At 73.4% G+C, this 24790-nt stretch carries 20 protein-coding genes; 10 read left to right on the top strand and 10 right to left on the bottom strand.

Annotation, left to right across the window (positions count from 1 at the left end):
• Positions 1-21: 21 nt before the first annotated feature.
• A complete protein-coding gene (locus AB0F62_RS20035; RefSeq protein WP_361800403.1) occupies positions 22-531 on the bottom strand; it encodes a DinB family protein in 510 nt (169 codons plus the stop codon).
• 241 nt (positions 532-772) lie between these two features.
• Here AB0F62_RS20035 and AB0F62_RS20030 point away from each other — a divergent pair, with 241 nt between their 5' ends.
• A complete protein-coding gene (locus tag AB0F62_RS20030; protein ID WP_361800400.1) occupies positions 773-1675 on the top strand; it encodes a GNAT family N-acetyltransferase in 903 nt (300 codons plus the stop codon).
• Positions 1676-2556: 881 nt separating this feature from the next.
• Here the strand turns inward: AB0F62_RS20030 and AB0F62_RS20025 are convergent.
• Entirely contained in the window at positions 2557-3150 is a 594-nt protein-coding gene (locus tag AB0F62_RS20025) for a TetR/AcrR family transcriptional regulator (protein ID WP_361800397.1), read from the bottom strand.
• A gap of 119 nt (positions 3151-3269) precedes the next feature.
• On the opposite strand from AB0F62_RS20025, the gene AB0F62_RS20020 reads away from it, so the two are divergent.
• Together AB0F62_RS20020 and AB0F62_RS20015 are read left to right on the top strand one after the other, a co-directional pair.
• The gene (locus AB0F62_RS20020; RefSeq protein WP_361800394.1) at positions 3270-4475 is read left to right on the top strand and encodes an FAD-dependent monooxygenase; all 1206 of its coding nucleotides are present in this window, start codon (positions 3270-3272) and stop codon (positions 4473-4475) included.
• A 13-nt stretch (positions 4476-4488) separates the two neighbouring features.
• Positions 4489-5397, top strand: a complete 909-nt coding sequence (locus tag AB0F62_RS20015; RefSeq protein WP_361800391.1) for a Gfo/Idh/MocA family oxidoreductase — start codon at positions 4489-4491, stop codon at positions 5395-5397.
• Here the strand turns inward: AB0F62_RS20015 and lnt are convergent.
• Positions 5369-6910, bottom strand: coding sequence for an apolipoprotein N-acyltransferase (gene lnt, locus AB0F62_RS20010; protein WP_361800388.1), 1542 nt, complete (start codon positions 6908-6910; stop codon positions 5369-5371). The two genes, AB0F62_RS20015 and lnt, sit on opposite strands and share 29 nt — an antisense overlap.
• 179 nt (positions 6911-7089) lie before the next feature.
• On the opposite strand from lnt, the gene AB0F62_RS20005 reads away from it, so the two are divergent.
• Positions 7090-9525: a SpoIIE family protein phosphatase gene (locus tag AB0F62_RS20005; protein ID WP_361800385.1), complete on the top strand. Its 2436-nt coding sequence runs from the start codon at positions 7090-7092 to the stop codon at positions 9523-9525.
• A 15-nt stretch (positions 9526-9540) separates the two neighbouring features.
• Here AB0F62_RS20005 and AB0F62_RS20000 read toward each other — a convergent pair whose 3' ends face one another.
• A complete protein-coding gene (locus AB0F62_RS20000; RefSeq protein ID WP_361800383.1) occupies positions 9541-10254 on the bottom strand; it encodes a hypothetical protein in 714 nt (237 codons plus the stop codon).
• Between the two features lie 147 nt (positions 10255-10401).
• Here AB0F62_RS20000 and AB0F62_RS19995 point away from each other — a divergent pair, with 147 nt between their 5' ends.
• The 4 genes from AB0F62_RS19995 (at position 10402) to AB0F62_RS19980 (ending at position 13861) form a co-directional block, all read left to right on the top strand.
• Positions 10402-11277, top strand: a complete 876-nt coding sequence (locus tag AB0F62_RS19995; protein ID WP_361800380.1) for a DNA-formamidopyrimidine glycosylase family protein — start codon at positions 10402-10404, stop codon at positions 11275-11277.
• A gap of 114 nt (positions 11278-11391) precedes the next feature.
• Complete coding sequence (locus AB0F62_RS19990) at positions 11392-12003, top strand: SDR family oxidoreductase (protein ID WP_361800377.1); 612 nt, start codon at positions 11392-11394, stop codon at positions 12001-12003.
• Positions 12004-12089: 86 nt separating this feature from the next.
• On the top strand, positions 12090-12626 hold the full coding sequence (locus AB0F62_RS19985) for a DoxX family protein (RefSeq protein ID WP_361800374.1): 537 nt from the start codon (positions 12090-12092) through the stop codon (positions 12624-12626).
• Positions 12627-12694: 68 nt separating this feature from the next.
• Complete coding sequence (locus tag AB0F62_RS19980) at positions 12695-13861, top strand: lactate 2-monooxygenase (RefSeq protein WP_361800371.1); 1167 nt, start codon at positions 12695-12697, stop codon at positions 13859-13861.
• 98 nt (positions 13862-13959) lie between these two features.
• On the opposite strand, the gene AB0F62_RS19975 is transcribed toward AB0F62_RS19980, so the two are convergent.
• Complete coding sequence (locus tag AB0F62_RS19975) at positions 13960-15912, bottom strand: PAS domain S-box protein (RefSeq protein ID WP_361800368.1); 1953 nt, start codon at positions 15910-15912, stop codon at positions 13960-13962.
• A 245-nt stretch (positions 15913-16157) separates the two neighbouring features.
• Between AB0F62_RS19975 and AB0F62_RS19970 the strand changes: the two genes are divergently transcribed.
• The gene (locus tag AB0F62_RS19970) at positions 16158-18563 is read left to right on the top strand and encodes a phosphoketolase family protein (RefSeq protein WP_361800365.1); all 2406 of its coding nucleotides are present in this window, start codon (positions 16158-16160) and stop codon (positions 18561-18563) included.
• 48 nt (positions 18564-18611) lie between these two features.
• Here AB0F62_RS19970 and AB0F62_RS19965 read toward each other — a convergent pair whose 3' ends face one another.
• Positions 18612-19463 (bottom strand): DMT family transporter, encoded by an 852-nt coding sequence (locus tag AB0F62_RS19965; RefSeq protein ID WP_361800362.1) that lies wholly within the window; start codon positions 19461-19463, stop codon positions 18612-18614.
• Positions 19464-19628: 165 nt separating this feature from the next.
• Here AB0F62_RS19965 and AB0F62_RS19960 point away from each other — a divergent pair, with 165 nt between their 5' ends.
• Positions 19629-20384: a hypothetical protein gene (locus tag AB0F62_RS19960; protein WP_361800359.1), complete on the top strand. Its 756-nt coding sequence runs from the start codon at positions 19629-19631 to the stop codon at positions 20382-20384.
• A 70-nt stretch (positions 20385-20454) separates the two neighbouring features.
• On the opposite strand, the gene AB0F62_RS19955 is transcribed toward AB0F62_RS19960, so the two are convergent.
• From AB0F62_RS19955 to AB0F62_RS19940, 4 genes are all read right to left on the bottom strand, one after another.
• Positions 20455-21291 (bottom strand): carbohydrate ABC transporter permease, encoded by an 837-nt coding sequence (locus tag AB0F62_RS19955; RefSeq protein ID WP_361800356.1) that lies wholly within the window; start codon positions 21289-21291, stop codon positions 20455-20457.
• Positions 21291-22175 carry a sugar ABC transporter permease gene (locus tag AB0F62_RS19950; RefSeq protein ID WP_361800484.1) on the bottom strand — a complete coding sequence of 295 codons (885 nt, stop codon included), beginning with the start codon at positions 22173-22175 and terminating at the stop codon, positions 21291-21293. Before AB0F62_RS19950 ends, AB0F62_RS19955 begins: the two co-directional genes overlap by 1 nt.
• A gap of 145 nt (positions 22176-22320) precedes the next feature.
• Positions 22321-23598: an extracellular solute-binding protein gene (locus tag AB0F62_RS19945; protein WP_361800353.1), complete on the bottom strand. Its 1278-nt coding sequence runs from the start codon at positions 23596-23598 to the stop codon at positions 22321-22323.
• Positions 23599-23607: 9 nt separating this feature from the next.
• Positions 23608-24660, bottom strand: a complete 1053-nt coding sequence (locus AB0F62_RS19940) for a carbohydrate kinase family protein (RefSeq protein WP_361800350.1) — start codon at positions 24658-24660, stop codon at positions 23608-23610.
• Positions 24661-24790: the final 130 nt, after the last annotated feature.

Below are 24790 nucleotides of genomic sequence, written 5' to 3'. Positions count from 1 at the left end.
CGGGGCGGCACGAGGTCGCGGTCAGTCGCCGGTGACCCCGTCGATGCGTTCGCGGATCAGGTCGGCGTGGCCGTTGTGGCGGGCGTACTCCTCGATCATGTGCACGTAGATCCAGCGCAGGGAGATCTCGTCCTTGCCGCGGTGCAGCCCGGTGTCGTCGAGGGAGCGGTCGCGCGCGAGTTCGCGGGCGTGGGCGATCTCGGCGCGCCAGGTGGCGAACGCCTCGGCGGTGTCGGCCTTGTCGAGGTCGTGGAACTCCCCGTCGGGGTCGTCGGCGGTGAGGTAGAGCGGGGGAACGCCCTCACCGCCGAGGACGTTGCGGAACCAGCCGCGTTCGACCCGGGCCATGTGCCGGACCAGGCCGAGCAGGGTGAGGTCGGACGGCGGCGCACTGGCGGTGCGCAGCTGTTCGTCGTCGAGGCCGGCGCACTTCACGGCGAGGGTGTCGCGGTGGAAGTCGAGCCAGCTCTCCAGCATGGTGCGCTCGTCGGCGATGTAGGGCGGGTCGGTGCGCTCCGGTGTGGTCGTCATGGCGGCCATGATGGCGGGGGCCTCTGACAACGTCGAGGCGACGACCGCCGGCCCGAGGGCGATGTCCCGTGCCGGGGCGGGCGGTTGACGCGAGGAAAGCTCTGTTAGCCTGTGCCGGCGTCCTCGACCGAGAAGGAGGTGGGAACCGTGACCCAGCTGACTGTCATGTGCTCCCGCCTCGCACCGAGGACGCCGAGGATCTGAAGGGGAGCGCGCGTCGCTGCCCGAAAGGATCCCTCACATGACCGAACTGGTCATCCGCCCACTCGCCGCGGGCGAGGAAGCGCTCTTCGAATCCCTGCCCGATCCCGGGCTGGTCGGTTTCGCCGCTTTCGGCGACACCTACAGCAAGATGGCCGCCGCCGGTGAATACCGCCCGGAATGGACCTGGGTGGCCCTGCGGGACGATGTGGTGGTCGCCCGCGCCGCCTGGTGGGCCGGACCGGAGGACGACAAGCCACTCGCCCTGGACTGGTTCGACTTCACGGACGCCGAAGCGGCCGTGCAACTGCTGTGCGGCGCACCGCTGTACGCGCAGTACTCCCTCAAACTCCCGCCCGGCTGGCGCGACATCCCCGCCGTCCGGGAGCAGGCCCGGGCCCGTATCGACGCGGCCGTCGCCGCGGGCCTTTCGCCACTGGTCGAACGCTTCCGGTACCGCTGGACCCCAGAGTGCGGTGTGCCCGCGCGTCCGGGCCGCCTCGTATTCCGGCCCGAGCCCGACGACGAGGTGATCCTCGACGTCTTCCGCCGTATCCACCAGGGCAGTCTCGACGCCCATGTGCGCCGGACCGTCGCGGAATCCGGCCTGGAGGCGGCCGCACGGGAGGAACTGGACTATCTGCGCTGGCTGCCGAGCCCGCGCGAATGGTGGCGCCTGGCCCACGACCCCTCCGGGGAACTCGTCGGGCTCTGCGTCCCCGCCCACCACTACGGGGACCCGCTCATCGGCTACATCGGCGTGGTGCCGGAGCACCGCGGACACGGCTACGCCTACGACCTGCTCGTCGAAGCCACGCACATGCTCGCCGGCGAGGGCGTGGACCGCATCGTGGCGGGGACCGACCAGACCAATGTCCCCATGGCCGCCCACTTCGCGAGAGCCGGCTATCCGATCGCCCAGGAACGCATCGACCTGGTGTGACGACCGTCCCGCCGGTGTTCGGCTGTCGCGCCGTCTCGCTCCCTTTGGTCGCAGAGCGGCGGGCTGCGGATGGGAGGGTGGGGCGGGCCCTCGTCGGGCGTGTGCGGGCGGGTGCGTGGCCGGGGTTCAGGCGCCGGAGCGGGGTGCCTTTCCGGTGGCGTGGGTTTCGTTGCCGTCCGCGCGTATGGATGGCCGCTTCCACGCCCACTCTTCGTGGGTGGCGCGCCCGCCGTAACCGGCGTCCGCGGCTGATTCGGGGTGCTGTTGACCGGTTCGCGGGACATCGGGCCCTGTTTCGCCGATATGTTCGGTGAAACAGGGCCCGATCTTTGCGCCGGGGGAGATCGGGCTCGCTTTCGCCGACATAGTCGGCGGAACAGAGCCCGTCTCGGCAGACCACCCGCCGAGCCCGTTTCCTGTCGGGGAATCACCCGCAGACGCGGGTTACGGCGGGCGCGCCACCCACGGAGGGTGGGCGTGGCAACCAGCCATCTCTACCCGCGGACGGCGACGAGACCCGCGCCCATGAACAACGGGCTCCGCTCCGGCGTCTGAACCCCCGCCACCCGCCCGCCCGCACACCGCCGACGGCCCGACGCCCCCCACCCTCCCATCCGCAGCCCGCCGCTCTGCGACCGCAGGGAGCGAGACGGCGCGACAGCCGAACACCGGCGGCACCGCCAGCACCCCCCACCTCCCCGCACAGAGCACCTACGGCACCGGTTGCGGTGGGCGCGGCCCCACGTAGTGGCCGCTCGGGCGCATGCGCAAGGGAGGTGCCCCGTAGTCCTCCAGGGCGTGGGCGATCGCCGGCGCGGGCGGTTGACGCGAAGGAAGCGCAAGGGGGGGCTGTTGCCCGGCGTGACGCCCGCCCCGCCGGGTCAACCGCCCAGCATCCCCCGCAGCAGTTCGCGGGCGCCGGCGCGCAACTCGTCCTCGGAGGGCGGTGACGCGGAACCGGCGCCCGCGACTGAGTGGAAGAGCACGCCCTCGCACCATGCGATGAGCGACCGCGCGTGCCGCTCCGGGTGGGCGGAGCCGACGGAGCGCAGCATCCCCTCCAACTGGTCCCGGAAGGCCCGTCCCGCGCTGTCGTAGACGGCGCGCAACTCGGGTCGGCGGGTCGCCTCCAGGGCGAGTTCCAGGCGGGCCCGGGTCAGGTCGCGGGCGGCGGTGACGGAACGGTGCAGGGCCGTCGCGAGCAGCGCCGCGAGGCCGTCGGGGCCGGCCCCGGCCGCGACGGGGGGCGGCGGCGTCTCGGCGGAGAACACCCGTGCCTCGCGGACGGCCAGCCGGCGGACCGCCGTCTCCAGCAGGGCGGCGCGGGTGCGGGCGAGGTTGGAGGTCGAGCCCTGCGGCAGCCCGGCCGCCTCGTCGACCGCCCGGTGGGTCAGGCCGCGCATGCCGCGCTCCGCGAGCAGGGCGAGTGCGGTGTCGGCGATCAGTTCGGGGCGGGAGATCCGCGCGGTGCTCATGAGGGCAACCTACCGGCCGCTCCGGCGCCCCCTGTTTCCCCGCCGGCGCCGCGGAGGCAGCCGGGTCACTACAGGTGTAGTACGCTCGCCACTACACCTGTAGTACCCAGGAGGCAGTCATGACCAGCACATCGGAGCCGCCGCACGCCGTCGTCGTCGGAGCCGGCATCGGCGGCCTCGCCGCCGCCGTGGGCCTCGGTCGGCGCGGCTGGCGGGTCACCGTCCTGGAACAGGCGGCGGCGCTCGAGCCCGTCGGCGCGGGCATCGGCATCGCGCCCAACGCCCTGCGCGCCCTGGACGTCCTCGGCGCCGGCGACGCGGTACGCGCCCTCGGCGCCTTCCAGGGCGAGGGCGGGCTGCACCGCCCGGACGGCCGCTGGCTCTCGCGAACGAGCAACGAAGCCGCGGCCGAGCGCTTCGGCGGACCCGTGGTCGTCGCCCACCGCGCCGAGCTCGTCGCGCTCCTCTCCGGCCTGCTGCCGGACGGCGCGCTGCGCACGGGGACCCGGGTCGTGTCGGTCGCCCCGGACGGCAGGGTCGGCACCGAGGACGGGAGGGTCGACGCCGACCTGGTCGTCGCCGCCGACGGCATCCACTCCCCGGTACGCTCCGCGCTCTTCCCGGCGCACCCCGGCCCCGCCTACGCCGGGTTCACCAGCTGGCGCATGGTCGTACCCGCGCCCGAGGGCTGCGTCCCGCACGAGACCTGGGGCCGCGGCCGGCTATGGGGCACCGTGCCGCTCACCGGCGACCGCGTGTACTGCTACGCCACCGCCGTCACCCCGCCCGGCGGCCGCGCCCCCGACGGTGACGAACGCGGCGAGCTGCGCCGGCTGTTCGGCGACTGGCACCACCCGCTTCCCGAGCTGATCGCCTCCGCCGGCCCGGGCGCCGTCCTCCGCAACGACGTCCACCACCTGGCGCGGCCGCTGCCCGCCTTCCACCACGGGCGGATCGCCCTCCTCGGCGACGCCGCGCACGCCATGACCCCCAACCTCGGCCAGGGCGGCTGCCAGGCCCTGGAGGACGCCGTCGTCCTCGCCCACCTCGCCGCCCCCGACACCCGCGACGGGGCCGTGGAGCACGCCCTGGCCGCCTACACCGCCCAGCGGCTGCCCCGCACCAGCGGCGTCGTACGGCGATCCCGGAGCATCGGGCGGCTCACCACCTGGTCCTCGCGGCCCGCCGTCGCCGTCCGCGACGCGCTGTTCGCGGCCGTCAACCGCGTCGGCCCGCGCCTGGTGCTGCGCAGCCTCGACGGCATCGCCGACTGGCGCCCTCCGGCCGCCCCGTATGCTGCCGACGGCACAGGTCGGGCACCGTAGGCGGGAGCGGCACATGGAACCCCTCAAGATCGGGGTCGTCGGCCTCGGCGACATCGCGCGCAAGGCGTACCTGCCGGTGCTCACCGCCCGGCCGGGGATCGAGCTCCACCTGCACACCCGCACCCGCGCGACCCTCGACGCCGTCGGCGACACCCACCGCGTCCCCCACCGCCACTCCACCCTCGACGCGTTGCTCGACCAGGGTCTCGACGGCGCCTTCGTGCACGCCCCCACCGAGACGCACGTCGGGATCACCGAACGCCTCATCGCCGCGGGCGTCCCCGTCTACGTCGACAAGCCGCTCGCCTACGACCTCGCCGGGGCCGAGCACCTGGTGCGCCTCGCCGAGGAGCGCGGTGTCGGTCTGATGGTGGGCTTCAACCGCCGCCACGCGCCCGGCTACGTCCAGTGCGCCGACCACCCGCGCGACCTGATCCTCATGCAGAAGAACCGCATCGGTCATCCGGACACCGCGCGCACCGTCGTCTTCGACGACTTCATCCACGTCGTCGACACCCTGCGCTTCCTGCTCCCCGGCCCGGTGGAGCACACCGACGTCCGGGCACGGGTCCGCGGTGGGCTCCTCCACCACGTCACCCTGCAGCTGTCCGGCGACGGCTTCACCGCGATCGGCGTGATGAACCGCGTGAACGGCTCCAACGAGGAGCTCCTCGAGGTCATGGGCCAGGACACCAAGCGCCAGGTCGTCAACCTCGCCGAGGTCGTCGACCACAAGGGCCAGCCCACGATCCGCCGCCGCGGCGACTGGGTGCCCGTGGCCCGCCAGCGCGGCATAGAGGGGATCACCCTCGCCTTCCTCGACGCGGTACGGCACGGCAAGTCCCTCGACGCCCGGGACGCGCTGCGCACCCACGAACTGTGCGAGCGCATCGTCACCGCCGTGAACGAGCAGACCTCCTGAGCGGCGCCGCCGCCTCGTACGCGCCCGCCCCGGCCAGCAGCAGCACCGCCAGCCGCGGCACCCAGTCGCCCAGCCGGTCGTACGGGCTGCGCCCGGAGGCCAGCGGCACGTCGTAGACCTCCGCCGTGGTGCGCGAGGTGCCCAGCCACGGGCCGACCCGCTCGCCCCGGGCGTCGTAGACCGCGCTGATCCCGGTCAAGGTGGCGTGCACCATCGGGCGCCAGGACTCCGCGGAGCGCAGCGCCGCCAGCGAGGCGTGCTGCGAGGGCGCCCAACTGCCCTGGAACGAGGACGTGGAGGACTGCGCCACCAGCAGCTGCGCCCCGCCGTCCGCCAGTTGCCGGCTCATGTCGGGGAACGCGGACTCGAAGCACACCAGCGGCCCGAGCCGCACCGTGCCCGCGTCCATGACCACCTGGCGGTCGCCCCGGATCCGGTCCTCGCCGGCCGCCCTGCCCACCGACGTGGCCCAGCCCAGCACCGTGCGGGCCGGGACGTACTCGCCGAACGGCACCAGCCGCATCTTGTCGTAGCTCGGGCCCACCGGCCCGTCCGGGCCGATCAGCACCGAGGTCTTGGATATCCCGAGCCCGTCCGTGCGCCGGGCGTCGACGTTGACCAGGATGTCGGCCCCGACGTCGCGGGCCAGCGCGGCCAGCCGGTCCGCCAGGTCCGGGCGTGCGGACAGGTCGAAGCCGACGCTGCTCTCCCCCCACACCACCAGGTCCACGCCCCGCCCGGCGAGGGTCCGCGTGAGCCGCTCCCCCTCGTCGAAGCGCGGCTGCGGCCCGATGATCACCCCCGGCTGCACCACCGCCACCCGCACCGTCTCCCCGGTACGGGACGGGACCGGCGCCCACGCCCACACCGCCGTCGTCCCGACCGCCGCGGCCGCCAGCACCGACCCCGAGGCCGCCCGGCACGACGGCACCGCGAGCAGCGCGGCCAGCGCCGTGTTCACCGCCACCACCAGGAAGCCGACCAGCCACACGCCCCCGATCGACGCCAGCCGCAGCGCCGGGGCCACCTGCCACTGGCTCGCCCCCAGCATCCCCCACGGCCCTCCCAGGTACTGCCACGACCGCACGAGCTCGACCAGCAGCCAGGCGCACGGCACCAGCACGGTCGCCGCCAGGACCGAGCGGCGGCCCGGTATGCCCCCCAGCAACCGTCGCACCAGCCACCCCCACGGCGCCCACAGGGCGCCCAGCAGCAGGGCGATGACCACGATGAAGACATGCAGGCTCGGGATCAGCCAGTGGTGCACGGCCACCATGAAGCCCGCCCCGCCGAGCCACCCGTCCAGGGCGGCCCGCCGTCCCGTCGGCGCGGCACGGACCAGCAGCATCCACGGCACCAGGGCGACATAGGCCAGCCACCACAGCGACGGCGCCGGGAACGCCAGCGCGGGCAGCGCCCCCGCCGCCACGGCCGCCGTGCCCCGCTTCCAGCGCGAGGCGACCCGGGGAGCGGCCGTCCGCGGCCCGTCGACCTTCACCGTCACCTGCGCCACTCCTCCCGCTCGCCTGGCCTCAGTCTCGTTCGTCCGGACGACCTTGCCCAGAGGGCGACGCTGCGTACACCGGCGACTCCGTGTCGTCGCACGGCGCGCACCGCCGACGCGAGCCGGTTGAGAGGGCCCCTGCGGGGGACCATGCTGAGGGGGACGGCCGTGAGGACGAGGACGTGCCCATGCGAAGTACCGGCCGCGGGGAGCGCGGCGGAGGGGAGGAGCGCCACGGGACGGATCCGCCCGCGGCCGCGGCCGTCGCTGCCGGGGACACGGGTGTGCTCACCGCCTGGGGCGAGGAGGCCCGTCTGCTGCTCGGCTGGTCGTCCGCCGAGGTGCTCGGCAGGCCCGCCGGCACTCTGCTCGCCGATCCGCTGCCCTTCGCCGCGCTGCGCGGCATCGCCGCCCGCCGCGCCTGGACGGGCCCGGCCGTCCTGCTCCACCGCGACGGGCGCCGGCTGCCGGTCCGGCTCGGACTGCGCCTGCTGAACGACGCGGCGGGCGCCGCCCACTGGGCGCTCACCGCCAAGGAGCCCGAGCGGGCCGGGCCGGACGCCCGGGTCCTGGCCCAGCTTCCGGTCGCCGTCGCCGTCTACGACACGGAGGTGCGGCTCAGCACCGCGAACGCGGCGATGGAGCGCCTGGTCGGCAAGTCGGTGCGGGAGGTTCGCGGTCTGCGGCTGCGGGAGTTCATGCCCGGCACGGCCTTCGAGGAGTTCGACCGCGTCCAGGAGGAGGTGATGCGGACCGGCGAGACCGTACGCCTGGAAAGCCTCGGCCGTCCGCCCGGCGACGACCGCGACCACGCCTACGCGATGCTCGTCTTCCCGCTCAAGGACGGCGCGGGGCAGGTGACCGGGGTGTCCGCCGCGGTCTACGAGACGACCGAGCAGTTCCACTCCCGGCGCCGGCTGGACATCGTCAACGAGGCCAGCACCTGCATCGGGACCACCCTGGACGTCACCTGCACCGCCCAGGAGCTCGCCGACGTCTCCGTGCGGCGCTTCGCCGACATGGTCAGCGTCGACCTGCTGGACTCCGTCGTCCGCGGCGAAGAGCCCGCTCCGATGCCGGTCACCGGTTCCCTCGCCTTCCGCCGCGTCGCCCAGCGTTCCGTGCTCCCCGGCTGTCCCGAGGCCGCCGCCAGGGTCGGCGAGCTGGACACGGTGCCCGAGTACTCACCGGCCGCCCGCGCCCTGGTCACCGGACGGGGGTCGCTGCACCGCACCCACGAGCCGGACATCCGGCGCTGGACGGAGTACGACCCCGCACGCGGCAGGGGTGTCGTCGACTACGGCGTGCACTCGATCATGATCGTTCCGCTGTGCGCCCGCGGCACCACCCTGGGGTTGGCCATCTTCATCCGGCACCGCACCCTCGACCCCTTCCACGAGGACGACCTGCTGCTGGCCGAGGAGATCGCCGCCCGGGCCGCCGTCTGCGTCGACAACGCCCGCCGCTACTCCAGGGAACGCGCCACCGCCCTCACCCTGCAGCGCAGCATGCTGCCGCGGCACTCACCCCGGCAGGCCGCCGTCGAGGTCGCCTCCCGCTACCTGCCCGCCGGCTCGCAGGCGGGTGTGGGCGGTGACTGGTTCGACGTGATCCCGCTGAGCGGCGCCCGGGTGGTGCTCGTGGTGGGCGACGTCGTCGGCCACGGCGTGCACGCCTCCGCGACGATGGGACGGCTGCGCACCGCCGTGCGGACCCTCGCCGACGTCGACCTGGCACCCGACGAACTCCTCACCCAGCTCGACGACCTGGTGATACGGCTCGACACGGACGAGGGACAGGGTTCCCCGGACGGCGGCGACCCGTCTTTCGGCGAGGTGGGAGCCACCTGCCTGTACGCGGTGTACGACCCCGTCTCCCGGTGCTGCACCATGGCACGCGCCGGCCATCCGCCGCCCGCCGTGGTGCTGCCCGGCGGCCGGGCCGAGTTCCCCGACCTGCCCGCGGGCCCGCCGCTGGGCCTGGGCGGGCTGCCCTTCGAGTCGGCGGAGCTGCACCTGCCCGAGGGCAGCCTGCTGGCCCTCTACACGGACGGCCTCGTCGAAGCGGCCGGACACGACGTCGACGCGGGGCTCGCGCTGCTCGGCCGCACGCTCACCCGGCCCGCGGGCAGCCTGGAGGAGCTGTGCGACAACGTGCTGTACGGGCTGCTGCCGAACCGGCCCCGGGACGACATCGCCCTGCTGGTCGCCCGCACCCGGGCACTCGACGCCCGCCAGGTCGCCACCTGGGAGCTGCCCGCCGACCCGGCCGTCGTCGCGGACGCGCGCCGACGGGCCGCGGACCGACTGGCGGAGTGGGGACTGGCGGAAACCGTCTTCCTCACCGAACTGGTCGTCAGTGAACTGGTCACCAATGCCGTCCGCTACGCCGCGGGCGGCCCGATCCAGCTCCGGTTGATCCGCGACACCACTCTGATCTGCGAGGTCTCCGACACCAGCAGCACCGCCCCGCACCTGCGCCGCGCCAGGATCTACGACGAGGGCGGCCGCGGGCTGCTGCTCGTCGCCCAGCTCACCCGGCGCTGGGGGTCCCGGCAGACGGCCACCGGCAAGACGATCTGGGCGGAGCAGGATCTGCCCCGAGCCGAACGGGAACCGCCGTGACGCCCTGAACCGCCGTCAGTCGCCCCGGGACCAGCCGCCGTAGCGGCCGCCGCCGTCCCACTGGCCCGAGCCGTAGCCGCCGTTCCAGTCGCTCCCGCCGCCGGAGCGGTGCCGGCCGCCGTGGTGGCCCCGCTCACCCGAGCGATGGGCGGAGATGCTGCGGGCCACGGCCTCCTGCCAGTCCTCGCTCTCCCAGGTGCCGTTGATCCGGGCGTGCCGGCCCGGCGAAGGGGTGCCGTCCCGGGCGTCCGTCCGCGCTGCGTCCCGTATGCCGGAGCCCGTGCTCGTGCCCGTGTCGGTGGAGGTGCCCGTGCTCGTCGACGCGGCCTTCGTCACCGCCTTCGTGCCGGACTCCCGTGCCTCCGCCGCGGCGGCACCCGGGGCCGGCGGCGCCACCACGGTGTCCTCGACGGCTCCGTCGGGCACCGCGCTGGCCGGCTCCTGGGCGGCCTGGGCGACGTCGCCCCCGGAACCGCCGTGCGGCATCAGCATGGACAGCCCGGCGACGGCGCCGGTCGCCGTGAGCACGGCCGTGCCCAGCGAGCCGCGGCCGGGCCTCGCACGGTGTCCGCGATGGCGGCCGCCGACGACCTCTCCGCTGATGACCCTGACCTCGGAGGTCTCGCCGGCCTCCACCGGCTGCGGCCGGGGGATCACCTCGGTGGGGTCCAGTGCGCCCGTGTCCGGGTGGCTCGGTGCCTCGGCGGGCAGGGGGAGAGATTCGGCCATGGCTGCGATCATTCACACCCGGTGGCCCGATGTCCAGTTCTCCCGAAGATCCAACTGTCTGTTCATGCTGAGGTATTGGCGCCGAAACCGGGCGGAACCGGCCCGTCGCCGTTCGCACCCCGCCGCCCCGGGGCGCACACTGGTCGCATGCCGGAGCTGCCCGAAGTCGAAGCCCTGGCCGGGTTCCTCGCCGGTCGCATGACCGGGCACGCCGTCGCCCGCGTCCTGCCGGTGGCGGTGAGCGTCCTCAAGACCTACGACCCTCCGCCGGACGCGCTGCACGGGCGCACCGTGACCTCCGTCGGACGCCGCGGCAAGTTCCTCGTCATCACCACCGACGAGGGCGCGGGCCCGTACCTCGCCGTCCACCTGGCCCGGGGCGGCTGGCTGCGCTGGAAGGACGACCTGCCGACGGTGCCGCCCCGCCCCGGCAAGGGCCCGCTCGCCCTGCGGCTGCTGATGGCGGAACCGGAGGGTGCCGGTTTCGACCTGACCGAGGCCGGGACGCAGAAGCGGATGGCCGTCCACTGCGTCCACGACCTCCAGGACGTCCCCGGCATCGCCCGCCTCGGCCCCGAACCGCTCGAACCCGCCTTCACCCGGGACGCCTTCGCGGCGCTGCTCTCCGGCGAACGCCGCCGCATCAAGGGCGTCCTGCGCGACCAGGGCGTCATCGCCGGTGTCGGCAACGCCTATTCGGACGAGATCCTGCACGCGGCGAAGATGTCGCCCTACGCGCTCGCCGCGAACCTCTCGGAGGCGGAGGTGAGCCGGTTGTACGACGCGCTGCGCACGACGCTGGAGGACGCCGTCGAGCGCTCCCGCGGGCTGGCCGCCGGCGACCTGAAGGGGGAGAAGAAGACGGGTCTGCGGGTCCACGGGCGCGCCGGCGAGCCGTGCCCGGTCTGCGGCGACACGATCCGCGAGGTCTCCTTCAGCGACTCCTCCCTGCAGTACTGCCCCACCTGCCAGACCGGCGGCAAGCCGCTCGCCGACCGGCGGATGTCGCGGTTGCTGAAGTAGCCGCCGCGCGCCCGGTGCCCGAGGATGGCTGGTGACCGAAAGGGGGCGCCATGTCCGATGCAGCCCGGCGCCGGAGCAGCGGCCCCGCCGTCCCGACCCCGGAGCGCCGCTGACATGCGCATCGCCATCTTCGGAGCCACCGGCCACGTCGGACGCGAACTCGTTGCGCAGGCGCTCGACGCGGGCCACGAGGTCACCGCCCTGGCCCGCGCGCCCGGCAGGCTCCCGCCGCACGAGCGGCTGACGGTCGTGCCCGGCGACGTACGGGACCCCGAGGCGGTCGGCCGCGTGATCACCGGCGCCGACGGGGTGCTGAGCGCGCTCGGCACGCACGCGCCGCGTGGTGAGACCGTCTGCGCCGACGCGATGCGGCGCATCCTGCCCGCCATGCGGGCGCTGGGCGTACGGCGGCTGGTGGCGGTCGGCGCGTACGGGACGGGTCCCGGCCGGCACGGCGCGTACCGGGTCGTGACCTCGCTGGTGATCCCGGCCATCATGCGGGACAAGGACCGCCAGGAGGAGCTGATCCGCGCGGAGGGCGACCTCTGGACCATCGTGCGGCCCGCGGTGATCACCGGCGGCCGCTACTCCGGTGTCTACCGCACCGGTGCGGATCTGCGGCTCGGTCTCGCCTCCCGGGTCAGCCGGGCCGACCTGGCGGACTTCATGCTCCGCGCCCTGGGCTCCGAGGAGTGTGTGCGGCGGGCCGTGGCCATCACCTCCTGATCGCCCGGACGGCCCAGCGCGGGCGGCGCGCCCGCCGGGGGACGCCGACACTGGCCGTACCCCCGCACCCTTCGAAGGAGCCGGCCATGCCGACGACCCGCCGCAAGGACCTCGGACTGCTCGCGCTGCGCCTGGGGGCCGGCGGAGTGCTCTTCGCGCACGGCACCCAGAAGCTGTTCGGCTGGTTCGGCGGCCACGGCCTCGAGGGCACGGGCGAGGCGATGGAGTCCATGGGCTTCCGGCCCGGCAAACGCAGCGCGCTCGCCTCGGGCCTCGCCGAGGCGGGCGGCGGCACCCTGCTGGCGCTCGGCCTCGCCACCCCGGCCGCGGGCGCGGCCGCCGCGGGCGGGATGGCCGGCGCCGTCTCGGTACACGTGCCGGCCGGCTTCTTCTCCGCCTCGGGCGGATTCGAGTTCCCGGCGTTCCTCGGCTTCACGGCGGCCGCGATCGGCATCGCCGGGCCCGGCCGCTACTCACTGGACCATCTGACCGGCGACGTACTGGACTGCCCCTGGACGGTCGCGGCATCCTTCGCGGCCAGCGCCGTCGCCGCGGCGCTGGTGATCTCCCGCCGCAACGCCGCCGTACGCGCCGACATGGCCGCCGAACTGCCCGAGGCCTGACCGGACGGTGGACGCGGCGGCCCGACCCTGAAACAGTCCTCCTCGCGGAACCGAGAGACGGGACAGGGATGGGCGACCGGGCGGACCACCAGTACGAGATCTACCTCAACGGGCTCGTGGGCGTACTGCCCTCGCTCCCCACCGATCTGACGCGGCTCGAGGAACTGGCCGCCGAGCGCCTGGGCCCCGGCCCCTTCGGCTATGTCGCCGGCAGCGCGGGCAGCGGCCGCACGGAACGCGCCAACCGGGAGGCCCTGGACCGCGTGCGCATCGTGCCGCGCATGCTCCGCGACGTGTCCGCCCGCGACCTCTCGGTGGACGTCCTGGGCCGCACGCTGAGCGCCCCGCTCGCGCTGGGCCCCGTCGGCGTGCTGTCGATCGTCCACCCGGACGCCGAGTGCGCGGCGGCGCGGGCCGCCGCGGCGCAGGGCGTGCCCTATGTGCTCTCCTCGGCGTCCAGCATGCCCATGGAGGAGGTCGCCGAGGCGATGGGCGACGCGGAGCGCTGGTTCCAGCTGTACTGGGCCAAGGACCGCGAGGTGACGCGCAGCTTCCTGCGCCGCGCCAAGGCCGCCGGCTACACCGCGCTGCTGGTCACCCTCGACACCCCGTTGCTCGCCTGGCGGCCCCGGGACCTGGACCAGGCGTACCTGCCCTTCCTCAAGGGCATCGGCACCGCCAACTACTTCACCGACCCGGCGTTCCTGGCGGGCCTGGCCAAGCCCGTCGAGGAGGACCTGAACGCCGCCGTCCTCCGCTTCGTCGGCATGTTCGCCGACCCCGGCAAGACCTGGCCCGATCTCGCCTTCCTGCGCGACAACTGGGACGGCCCCATCGTCCTCAAGGGCATCCAGCACCCCGACGACGCCCGTCTGGCCGCCGATGCCGGCATGGACGGCGTCGTCGTCTCCAACCACGGCGGCCGCCAGGTCAACGGAGCCGTCGGCGCCGCCGACGTCCTCCCCGCCGTGGCCCGTGCCGTCGGCGACCGCCTCGACGTCCTCTTCGACAGCGGGATCCGCACGGGCGACGACGTGTTCAAGGCCCTCGCCCTGGGTGCCGACGCGGTCCTCGTCGGCCGCCCCTACGCCTACGGCCTCGGCCTCGACGGCCGGGCGGGCGTCGAGCACGTCATCCGCTGCCTGCTCGCCGAGTTCGACCTCACCCTCGCGCTGTCGGGCCACGCACGGCCGGGGGAGCTGGGACCGGAGGCGCTGTCCCCGGGGGAGGGATAGCGCGGGCGGACGTCACGTGCCCTGCCGTGGGCGGCCGGGGCCGGTGGGCCGAGGACCGCCGCGCGCCCACGCGCCCGGCCTCGCCGCCCGCGCGGCCGTCAATGATGCGTCAGGCGGAGGGTGAACCACACGGTCTTTCCCTCGCTGGACGGCCGGGTCCCCCAGCCCGCGGCCAGCGCCTCGACCAGCAGCAGCCCGCGCCCCGACTCGTCGCCGAGCTCGGCGGGCCGGCGCTGCGGGATGTGCGTGCTGTGGTCGGTGACCTCGACGGTGATCTCCTGCTCCGTACGGTGCAGCCGCAGTCGCAGCGGCCCCTGGGCGTGCCGTACCGCGTTGGTGAGCACCTCCGAGGCCAGCAGGCAGGCGGTGTCCGAGACGTGCTCGCACGCCCACCCGAGCAGGGTCTCGCGCACAAAGCCGCGCGCCTCCGCCACCGCCGAGGGGACGGCCGCCACCTCCATGGCGGACGCGGCGATCGGTGCCTCGGGCAGCCGGGCGAGCAGCAGGGTGACGTCGTCGGCGTGGCCGTCCGCGTCGGGGCGGAGCGAGGCCAGCACCATGTCGGCGGCCTGCTCCAGACCGGAGGAGCGCGCGAAGGCCGTGCGCAGCTCCGCACCGAGCCGGCGGAGCTGCTCGTCGATGTCGGAGCGCGGGGTCTCGACCAGTCCGTCGGTGTAGAGCACGAGCGTCGAGCCGGCCGGGACGGGGAGGCAGACCTGCTGGTGGGGCACTTCGCCGACGCCGAGCGGCACGCTGATCGGCGCGGGCAGTTCGCGTACGGCGGCCTCCGGACCGGGATCGACCAGCAGCACCGGCAGATGTCCGGCGGAGGACACCGTCACTTCGCCCGCGTCCGGGTCCACCACCAGGTAGCAGCAGGTGACGAGCTGGTCGGGCAGGTCGGTGACGAAGGCGTCGAGCGCCTGCATCAACTGCCGCGGCGGCATCCCGGTCTTGGCCAGCGCGCGCGCCGCCGACCGCAGTTGGCCCATCACCGCGGCCGCTTCCAGGCCCCGGCCCATCACATCGCCGATGAGCACGCCCACCTGGCCGCCGCCCAGCGGGATGAGGTCGAACCAGTCCCCGCCGACGCCCGCGCCCTGCGTCGCGGGGAAGTACCGGCTGGCGGTCCGCATGCCGGGCGGCTCGGGCGGTGACCCCATCAGGCTGCGCTGCAGGGTCAGCGCGATGTGCCGCTGCTGCCGGTACAGCTCCGTCAGCTCCTCCTCGGCGCGCTTGAGGTCGGCGATGTCGCGCACGATGGAGCAGGCGCCCACGATGGCCCCGTCCCGGCCGCGGATCGGCCAGAGGGTCACGTCCACGTCCAGCAGCCGTCCGGAGCTCGTGACCCGCAGCGTCTCGAAGTGCTCGACGCGCTCTCCGTGCGCCAGCCGCTCCAGCAGGGCCGCGACCTCCTCCTTCAGGTGCGCCGGGGCCAGCATGGACACGTGCCGGCCGATGGCCTCCTCGGCGGAGTAGCCGTACAGCCGCTGCGCCGCGGCGTTCCAGTAGGTGATCCGGCCGTCGAGGGTCTTGGCGAGGATCGCGTCCTGGGACGACTCGACCAGTACCGCCAGCTCGTTGATCCGCTCCTCGGCTGCCTTGCGCTCGCTGACGTCGCGCACCGCCGCCGAGATGAGCAGTCCGTCGGCGGTCTGCAGCGGGCTGAGGCTGATCTCCACCGGGAACTCCCGGCCGTCCTTGCGCAGCCCGTACAGCTCCAGTCCGGCGCCCATCGGCCGCACCTGCTGGTTGTCCGCGTACCCGTGCCGGTAGGCGGGGTGGTGACCGCGGAAGCGCCGGGGGACCAGCACCTCGACCGGACGGCCCAGCAGATCCTGCCGGGTGTAGCCGAAGAGCGACTCGGTCTGGGCGTTGACGAGTCTGATGGTGCCGGTGTCGTCCACGATGACCATGGCGTCCGGGGCGGCCTCGAGCAGGGCGCGGAACATCTCCTCCGCGGCCGGGTCGCCGACCGCCGGGGCCTGGGCCGGGGCCTGGGTCGGGGCTTGGGCCTGGGCCGACGGCGTGTCGGGCCGGGTCTTGTGCATCGTGGTCTCCCCTGTCCATCCGGGTCGTCCGTACGGGGCCGATTCCGGGACCGTAGGCCCTGGCGGCGGGCCGTGCCGGGGATGCGCCCAAAGCGGTCCCGTTCGCACGAATCCGCTCAACGCGCGATCTTCCCTGCCCCCGGGTAAGGCACGCGCTCTCCAGATCACGGCCCGTGTCGAACATCCCGTCGGCCTTCGGACAACCGCAAGAAGCCCCATCCGGCCCTAGCGGACCGTTGTCGGGAATGCCGAGTCTGGGAAGGAGAGACCCCGCCCCCGACGTTTCGGAGGAAGCCATGCACGACGAGGAGCTCCGTGCCCTCGACGCCCATTGGCGCGCCGCGAACTACCTGGCCGTCGGCCAGATCTACCTGATGGGCAATCCGCTCCTGGCCGAACCGCTCCGCCCCGAACACGTGAAACCGCGGCTGCTCGGCCACTGGGGCACCTCGCCCGGTCTGAACCTCGTGCACACCCACCTCAACCGGGTGATCAAGGCCCGCGGGCAGCGGGCGCTGGCCGTCTGGGGCCCGGGACACGGCGGCCCCGCCGTCCTGGCGAACTCGTGGCTGGAGGGCACGTACTCGCGGACCTACCCGGACGTCCCCCGCGACGCCACCGGCATGGCCCGGCTGTTCCGGCAGTTCTCCTTCCCCGGGGGCGTGCCGAGCCATGTCGCCCCGGAGACCCCCGGCTCCATCCACGAGGGCGGGGAGCTGGGCTACTCCCTCTCCCACGCCTACGGGGCCGCCTTCGACCACCCCGAACTCGTCGTCACCTGCGTCATCGGCGACGGCGAGGCCGAGACCGGGCCGCTCGCCGCGTCCTGGCACTCCAACAAGTTCCTCGACCCCGTCCACGACGGTGCCGTCCTGCCCGTGCTCCACCTCAACGGCTACAAGATCGCCAATCCGACGGTGCTCGCCCGCATCCCCGAGAGCGAGCTCGACGAACTGCTGCGGGGCTACGGGCACGAGCCGCTGCACGTCACCGGGGACGACCCGATGGCGGTGCACGCCGCGATGGCCGAGGCGATGGACACCGCCCTCGACCGCATCGCGGGAATCCAGGCCGCCGCGCGGGAGGGAGGGGACCGCGGGCGTCCCCGCTGGCCTGTGATCGTGCTGCGTACGCCCAAGGGGTGGACCGGTCCGGCCGAGGTCGACGGCCTGCCCGTGGAGGGCACCTGGCGCGCCCACCAGGTGCCCCTGGCCGCCGTCCGGGACAACCCCGAGCACCTGCGGCAACTCGAGGAGTGGATGCGCTCGTACCGGCCGCAGGAGCTCTTCGACGAGGACGGCGCCCCCGGCGCGCAGGTGCTGGCCTGCGTGCCCGAGGGCGACCTGCGGCTCGGCGCCACCCCGTACGCCAACGGCGGGCTGCTGCTGCGCGACCTGCCCGTGCCGCCCCTGGAGCGGTACGGGGTCGAGGTCGACAAGCCCGGCGTGACCCTCCACGAGCCCACCCGGATCCTCGGCGGCCTGCTGGAGCGCGTGATGGCGGACACCGCCGACCGCCGCGACTTCCGCCTCGTCGGCCCCGACGAGACCGCCTCCAACCGGCTCCAGGCCGTCTACGAGGCGTCAGGCAAGGCCTGGCAGGCCCAGGTCCTCCCGGTCGACGAGAACCTCGACCGGCACGGCCGCGTCATGGAGATCCTGTCCGAGCACACCTGCCAGGGCTGGCTCGAGGGCTACCTCCTGACCGGCAGGCACGGACTGTTCTCCTGCTACGAGGCCTTCGTCCACATCGTCGACTCCATGGTCAACCAGCACATCAAGTGGCTGCGCACCACCCGCGCGCTGCCCTGGCGCCGGCCCATCGCCTCCCTCAACTACCTCCTCACCTCGCACGTGTGGCGGCAGGACCACAACGGCTTCTCCCACCAGGACCCCGGCTTCATCGACCACATCCTCAACAAGGCACCCGAGGTCGTCCGGGTCTACCTGCCGCCGGACGCCAACACCCTGCTGTCCACCGCCGAGCACGTGCTCCACAGCCGCGACTACGTCAACGTCGTCGTCGCCGGCAAGCAGCCCTGCTTCGACTGGCTCGACCTCGACGCCGCCCGCGCCCACTGCGCCCGCGGCGCCGGCGTCTGGCAGTGGGCGGGCACCGAGGACGGCGCCCGCGAACCCGATGTCGTCCTCGCCTGCGCGGGCGACGTACCGACCCAGGAGGTGCTGGCCGCCGCCTCGCTGATCCGCCGTCACCTGCCGGAGCTGGCCGTGCGGGTGGTCAACGTCGTCGACCTGGCCCGGCTGCTGCCGAACGACGAGCACCCGCACGGCATGGCCGACCCCGCGTACGACGCGCTCTTCACCCGCGACAAGCCCGTCGTCTTCGCCTACCACGGCTATCCGTGGCTGATCCACCGTCTCGCCTACCGCCGTGCCGGGCACGCCAACCTGCATGTGCGCGGCTACAAGGAGATCGGCACCACGACCACCCCCTTCGACATGGTCGTCCGCAACGACCTCGACCGCTACCGGCTGGTCATGGACGTCATCGACCGCGTCCCGGGGCTCGCCGTGCGCGCGGCGCCGGTGCGGCAGTTGATGGAGGACACCCGGCTACGCCACCACGCCTGGATCCGCGAGCACGGAACGGACCTGCCCGAGGTCGTCGACTGGACCTGGCCGGGGCGGTGACGGGCCGGCCCGCCGGCCCCGACCCGTGGAGGCGTGCCGCCCGCGCACTCACGCGGGCGGCGCGTCCTGCTCCGCCTCCCCGAACCGCGCCAGTGCCAGCGCCCCCGCGATCGACAGCGCGAAGCCGAGCACGGCCAGCGGGGCCCGGTCGTGCCGGGTCGAGTCCCCGAGCCACACCACCCCGAAGGCGGCGGGCCACAGCGACTCGGTGATCACCATGGCCGCCGTCGCGGCGGTCACCGAGCCCGCCTGGAGGGCCCCGACGAGGAAGACGAAACCGGTGAGCCCCGAGATCACCACGGCGTACGTCGCCGGATCGGAGAGCAGCTCGCCTACCTCGAAGCCGATCAGCATCCGCACCGCCACCGCCACGGCACCGAAGCTCAGTCCGGCCACGGCACCGAGCACGGCCGCCCGGTTCCGCGTCACCCGGCTCTCCACGATCCGGCCGGCCACCGCCAGCGCCACCGCCGTGCCGAGGATCGCCAGCCGCAGCCGCATGTCCCCCTCCTCCCCGCCGTCCCGGCCCGCTGACACGGCCAGCACCCCGAGCCCGACGCACACCGCCCCGACGGCCGTCCACTCCGCCGCGCGCAGCCGCACCTTCAGCAGCAGGGCCGCCACCACCGCCGTGACCGCCAGCGAGGACGCCAGCGCGGCCTCGACCACGAACAGCGCCACCGAGCGCAGCGCGATCAGCTCCGCCGCGAAACCCAGCATGTCCAAACCGACGCCGACGACGAAGGGCCAGCGGCGCAGCGCCGCCAGCAGCGTTTTTGCCCCCGACCCGGCCGCCTCCGGCGTCGCCGCGGCCGCCTGCCGCGCCCCCAGAGCCTGTATCACCGTCGCCGTCCCCATCAGCACGGCGGCACACAGCGCGAAGGCGATACCCGGTCCCATGCACGGACCGTAACGGCCGGAGGCGGCCGGCCCGTGCGACCGCCACGCGTCATCCCCCACCTGCCCGCCGGCGGGCAGGTCACCCCATCGGAGGATCGGGAATGCCGCCCTTGCGGCGATATGCTCCGCGTGGGGCGATGGTCGACGACGTGCAAGGAGAAGGCAGTGGCGAAGAGTCGGCGCGCGGTGGCGGTCGTCCTGGCCCTCGCGGCAGCGGGGTTCCTGGTGTCCTGCGACGGGGGCGGCGGCGGGGCGCCGGGTGCCGATGTCACCGGCTCCGTCGTCCCCTCGGGGAAGGCGTCACCCGGCGGCGCGACCGACGGGTCCTCCCCGCGGTCCTACGAGATCTCCGGCGCGAAGGCGCTCGACGTGCGCAACGAGAACGGTTCCGTGCGGATCACCGTGGGGAGTGGGCCGATCTCGGTGACGGAGACCCTGGAGTACGGGTCGGTCAAGCCGTCCACCCGTCACCAGGTCGAGAACGGCACCTTGAAACTGGTGGGCTCCGGCTGCGGGGACAGCCGGCCGTGCCGGGTCGACTACCTCATCCGGGTGCCCGCGGAGACAACCGTCACCGTTCGGGTGGACAACGGAGGGGTCGAGGCGGAGGGCGTCACCGGCGCCGTCGACCTGCGCACGGGCAACGGCACCGTCAGCGGCACCGCGCTGGGAGCCCGCCGGGCGTCCCTGAGCAGCGAGAACGGCACGGTCGACGCGGCCTTCGACGTCGCGCCCGACGAGGTCACGACCACGGCGGAGAACGGCGCGGTCACCGTCACGGTGCCGCCCGGAACCGCCTACGACGTGCGGGCCCGGACCGGTGTCGGGATGAAGCAGGTGAGCGTGCCGACCGATCCGTCGTCGCCCCGCAGGATCACCGCGACCACCGACAACGGCATGGTCACGGTGCAGACGGGCTGACCGCCCGCCCGGGGCCGTCCCGGGGCGCCGCGGCGGACCGCCGCGCCCGGCGCCCCGGGAGCCGCGGGCGTCAGCCGCGGACGGCTCCCTCCGTCGCTCCGGCGATGAACCCGCGCGCGAAGAGCGCGAAGACCAGGACCAGCGGGGCGGAGGCGATGAGCACGGCGGCCATGACCACGCTGTAGTCGGTGGAACGGCCGACGTTGAGCTGGGCCAGGGCGACCTGGAGCGTGATGTGCTCGGGGTTGACCAGGGCGATCAGCGGCCAGACGTAGTCGTTCCAGGCGTTGACGAAGGCGTAGATCCCGAGGAACGCCAGCGCCGGCCGGATCATGGGCAGGACCACGTGCCAGTACTGGCGCAGGAAGCCGCAGCCGTCCATGCGGGCGGCGTCGAGGAGTTCGTCGGGGACGCCTCCGCTGATGTACTGGCGCAGCCAGAAGATGCCGAAGGCGTTGGCGAGGGCGGGCGGGATGAGTGCCTTGAGCGTGCCGAGCCAGCCCAGCTGCACCATGATCAGATACTGCGGGATGATCGCCAGTTGCAGCGGCAGCATCATGAAGACGAGCAGCACACCGAAGAGCCACTTGCGCCCGGGGAAGTCGAACTTGGCGAACGCGAAGGCGGCGATCGAGTCGACGAACAGCACCAGCACGGTCGAGACGCAGGCGACGACGAGCGTGTTCAGCATCGAGCCGAAGAAGTCGATGCTGTCGAGCACCTTGTGGACGTTGTCCAGCAGGTGCGGGCCGAAGGAGACCTTGGGCGGCGTGCGGTAGATGTCGCGCGTGGTGTTCGTCGCCATGACGATCGTCCAGTAGAACGGGAAGACCGAGACGAGGACGGCGGCGATCAGCAGGAGATGGGCGGTGAGCCCCTTGGGCCGGCGTGCCCGTGCGGTGCGCATCATGCCTTCCTTCCGCGTTGGACAAGGCGCCAGTTGATCGCGACCAGCACCAGGATGAGCACGAAGAACGCCCAGACGATGGCGGCGCCGTAGCCGAAGTCGTTGTTGGAGAAAGCCGATTGGTAGAAGTAGAGGAGGGTGGTCAGACCGGCCTGGCCCGGGCCGCCGAGATTGGCGTTGGCGGCGTTGCTGCCGAAGAGGACCTGTGGCTCGGTGAAGCTCTGCAGCCCGTTGACGGTGGAGATGATCACTGTGAAGAGGATGATCGGGCGCAGGATCGGGATCGTGATGCGGAAGAACGTCCGCACCGGACCGGCCCCGTCGATCCGGGCCGCCTCGTAGACCTCGCCGGGGATCGACTGCATCCCCGCCAGATAGATGATCATGTTGTAGCCGGTCCACTGCCAGGTCATCAGCAGCGCGATGACCAGCTTGATGGTCCACGGATTGCTCATCCACTGGACCTCGGGCAGGCCCACCATGTGCAGGATCGCGTTGACCAGGCCGAAGTTGTTGCTGAAGACCGCGCCGAAGAAGATGGCGATGGCGACGATCGAGGTGACGTTCGGCAGGAAGAGCGCGATGCGGTAGAAGGACTTGAAGCGCCGCACGGAGTTGAGCAGCGTGGCCAGCACCAGGGCGCCGAAGAGCGTGGGCACGGTCGACAGCACCCAGATCGCCAGGGTGTTGCGGATCGACAGCCAGAAGACCGGGTCGTCCATCAGGAAGCGGAACTGCTGCAACCCGACGAACTGCATCTCGCCGATGCCGTCCCAGCGCTGGAAGGCGAGATAGAGCGAGTAGAACACCGGCCAGAGCATGAAGACGCCGAAGACCAGGTAGAACGGCGAGATCGCCAGGTACTGCGGCCAGAAGGCCCGCAGTCCGCGCCGTCGCCCCTCCGCCGGTCGCGGCGGCCGGTGGTGCGCGGGCGCGGTACGCCGCGGACGGAAGCGCGCGCGCCCCGGCCCGCCGCGGGTGGCGTCCACCGCGACGGAGCCGGGGCCGGCGGTCGGAGGCGCCGCCATCTCAGCGCACGCCCTGCCGCTGCGCGATCTGCTTCGCCTGGCTGACGGCGTCGTTCCACGCGTCGTCCGGCTTCTTGCCCTTGGTCTCGACGTTGGTCAGCTCCGTCTTGAAGGTCGCCATGACCGCCGCGTCCGCCGGGGCCTCGTACGCCGCCGGGATCGCCTTGGCGGCCGGCCCGAAGACGTCGATGGTCTTCTGGCCGCCGAAGTACGGGTCGCCGGAGGTCATCTGCGGCATCGCGTAGGCGGCCGGGGCGGCCGGGAAGATCGCGGCGTCGGCGAAGCCGCGGGCGTCGTTGGCGGGGCTGAGCAGCCAGCTGACGATCTTGAAGGCCTGCTCGGGGTTGCGGCACTGCCGGGGCAGGGCCAGGAACGAGCCGCCGAGGTTGGACGGACCGCCCGGCATGGGGGCCACGCGCCACTTGCCCTTGGAGTCGGGCGCGGCGGAGGAGATGTCCAGGGCGTGCCAGGCGGCGCCCAGTTCGGTCGCCAGGGCGCCCTTGGCGATGGCCGCGTTCCAGCTGTTGTCGTTGATCTTGGCGTCGAGTCCGAGCTCGTACGGCCGTACCGCCAGGTCCCAGGCCGCGCGGATGTGGTCCTGGTCGCCGATGAAGCGGTTGTCCTTGTCGATGAAGCGCTGCGTGCCCTGGCCGACGGCTATGTCGAAGACCGCGCTCGCGCTGTTGATCAGGGACGCGGACGGCACCGCCTTGCGCAGTTCGCGGCCCGCCGCGAACCAGTCGTCCCAGGTCTTGATCTGCGCCGCGACCTGGTCGGGTTCGGTGGGCAGTCCGGCCTTCTCGAAGAAGTCCCGGCGGTAGAACATCGCGGTGGGGCCGATGTCGATCGGGAAGCCGATCTGCCGGCCGTCCTCGCTCCGCGCCAGATCCGTCTTCCAGCCCAGGTACTGGGAGGCGATCTCCTTGAAGCCCAGGTCGTTGAGGTCGAGGAAGCGGTTGGCGTTGGGCAGGAAGGACGCCATGTCCTCGCCCTTGATGCCGGTGATGTCGGGCACGGACTGGCCGCCGGTCAGCGTGGTGAGCAGCTTCTGCTTGAAGTCGCCGCCTATCTGCGCGGACTTCAGCGTCACCGTGGTGAAGTGCGCCTCGGCGTCCTTGACAACCTTGTCGCTCAGTCCGCCGCCCCAGTACCAGAGGGTGAGGTTCTTGCCGTTCTTGGTGCCGCCCGCCCCGGCGCCGCCGCCGCACGCGGCGGTGGCACCGGCGGCCGCGGCGGTGAGCACGGCCGCCTGCAGGAATCGTCTGCGGGAAAGGTCCACGGGGTTCTCCTACTGCTCGGGCTGATCGGGGTGGTGCGGGCCGGCGGCGGTCGTCGCGGCGGCCGGGATGTCGTGGTCGAGGAAGGCGTACGCGGAGCGCAGGTCGCCGTTCCCGGGGGTGTCGCGTACCGTCCGCCACCAGCGGGCGACGGCGGCCCGGTCCGGCGCGGCGGCGGCGCCGCCGATCCGCCGGACGGACAGCGCGGCGACGAGGTTGGCGAAGCGCAGCCGGTCGGCGAGCGGCCGGCCGGCGAGGGTGGCGGCGACCAGGCCGGCGCCGAAGACGTCGCCGGCACCGGTGGTGTCGACCGCGTCGACCCGCAGGCCGGACACCGACGCCGTCTCGCCCGTCGTGGAGTCGACCGCCAGGGCGCCCCCAGCGCCGTCGGTGACGACGGCGAGCGGCACCAGGTCGGCCAGCCGCGACAGCGCGGCCCGCGGCGAGTCGGTGCGGGTGTAGGCCATCGCCTCCTCGGCGTTGGGCATGAAGGCGTGGCAGAGCGCGAGCTGGTCCAGCACTGCCGGGCTCCAGCGCTCCGAGGGGTCCCAGCCGACGTCGGCGAAGACCAGGGTGCCCGCGGCGTGCGCGCGCCCCACCCACTCCAGCGGCTCGGCGCCGATGTGCGCGATCGCGGCCCTGCTGGGCGGCGGTTCGCCGATCATCTCGTCCGGGCTCAGCGGCGGCTCCTGGCCGTGGGTGACCAGTGCCCGGTCGCCGTCGTACGCGAGCGAGACGGTCACCGGGGTCGGCCAGTCGGCGAACCGCCGGGAGCGGGAGAGGTCGACGCCCTCGGTGACGGACAGCTCGCGCCACAGGTGCGTGCCGTGCAGGTCGTCGCCGAAGGCCGCGGACAGCGACGTGCGCAATCCCAGCCTGCTCAGCGCGACCGCGAAGTTGGCGATCCCCCCGGGGGAGGTCCCCATCCCCTTGGTCCACACCTCGGCGCCCGGGACGGGAGCCGAGGGGAGCCCGGTGAAACCCAAGTCGTAGAAGAGCAGCCCTGACAGGAAGACATCGGCTGCCTCCTCCCGGGTGCTGCCGGCGTGTGTCGACCGCGGCATTGCGACCTACCTCTCCAGGGGCACCGGCGCTGTGTGCTCGGTGCTCTGTGGTCCCCCCGGTCCAGGCCCGGACGGGGGGAGGCCCAGGCCTGAAGTAGCCAAGAGCTTGCATGCTGTGCAGTGGTTTGAC

It is taken from the genome of Streptomyces sp. NPDC026673 (genome assembly GCF_040638135.1).
Lineage (GTDB): Bacteria > Actinomycetota > Actinomycetes > Streptomycetales > Streptomycetaceae > Actinacidiphila.
This window is presented reverse-complemented; position numbering and strand designations above follow the sequence as displayed.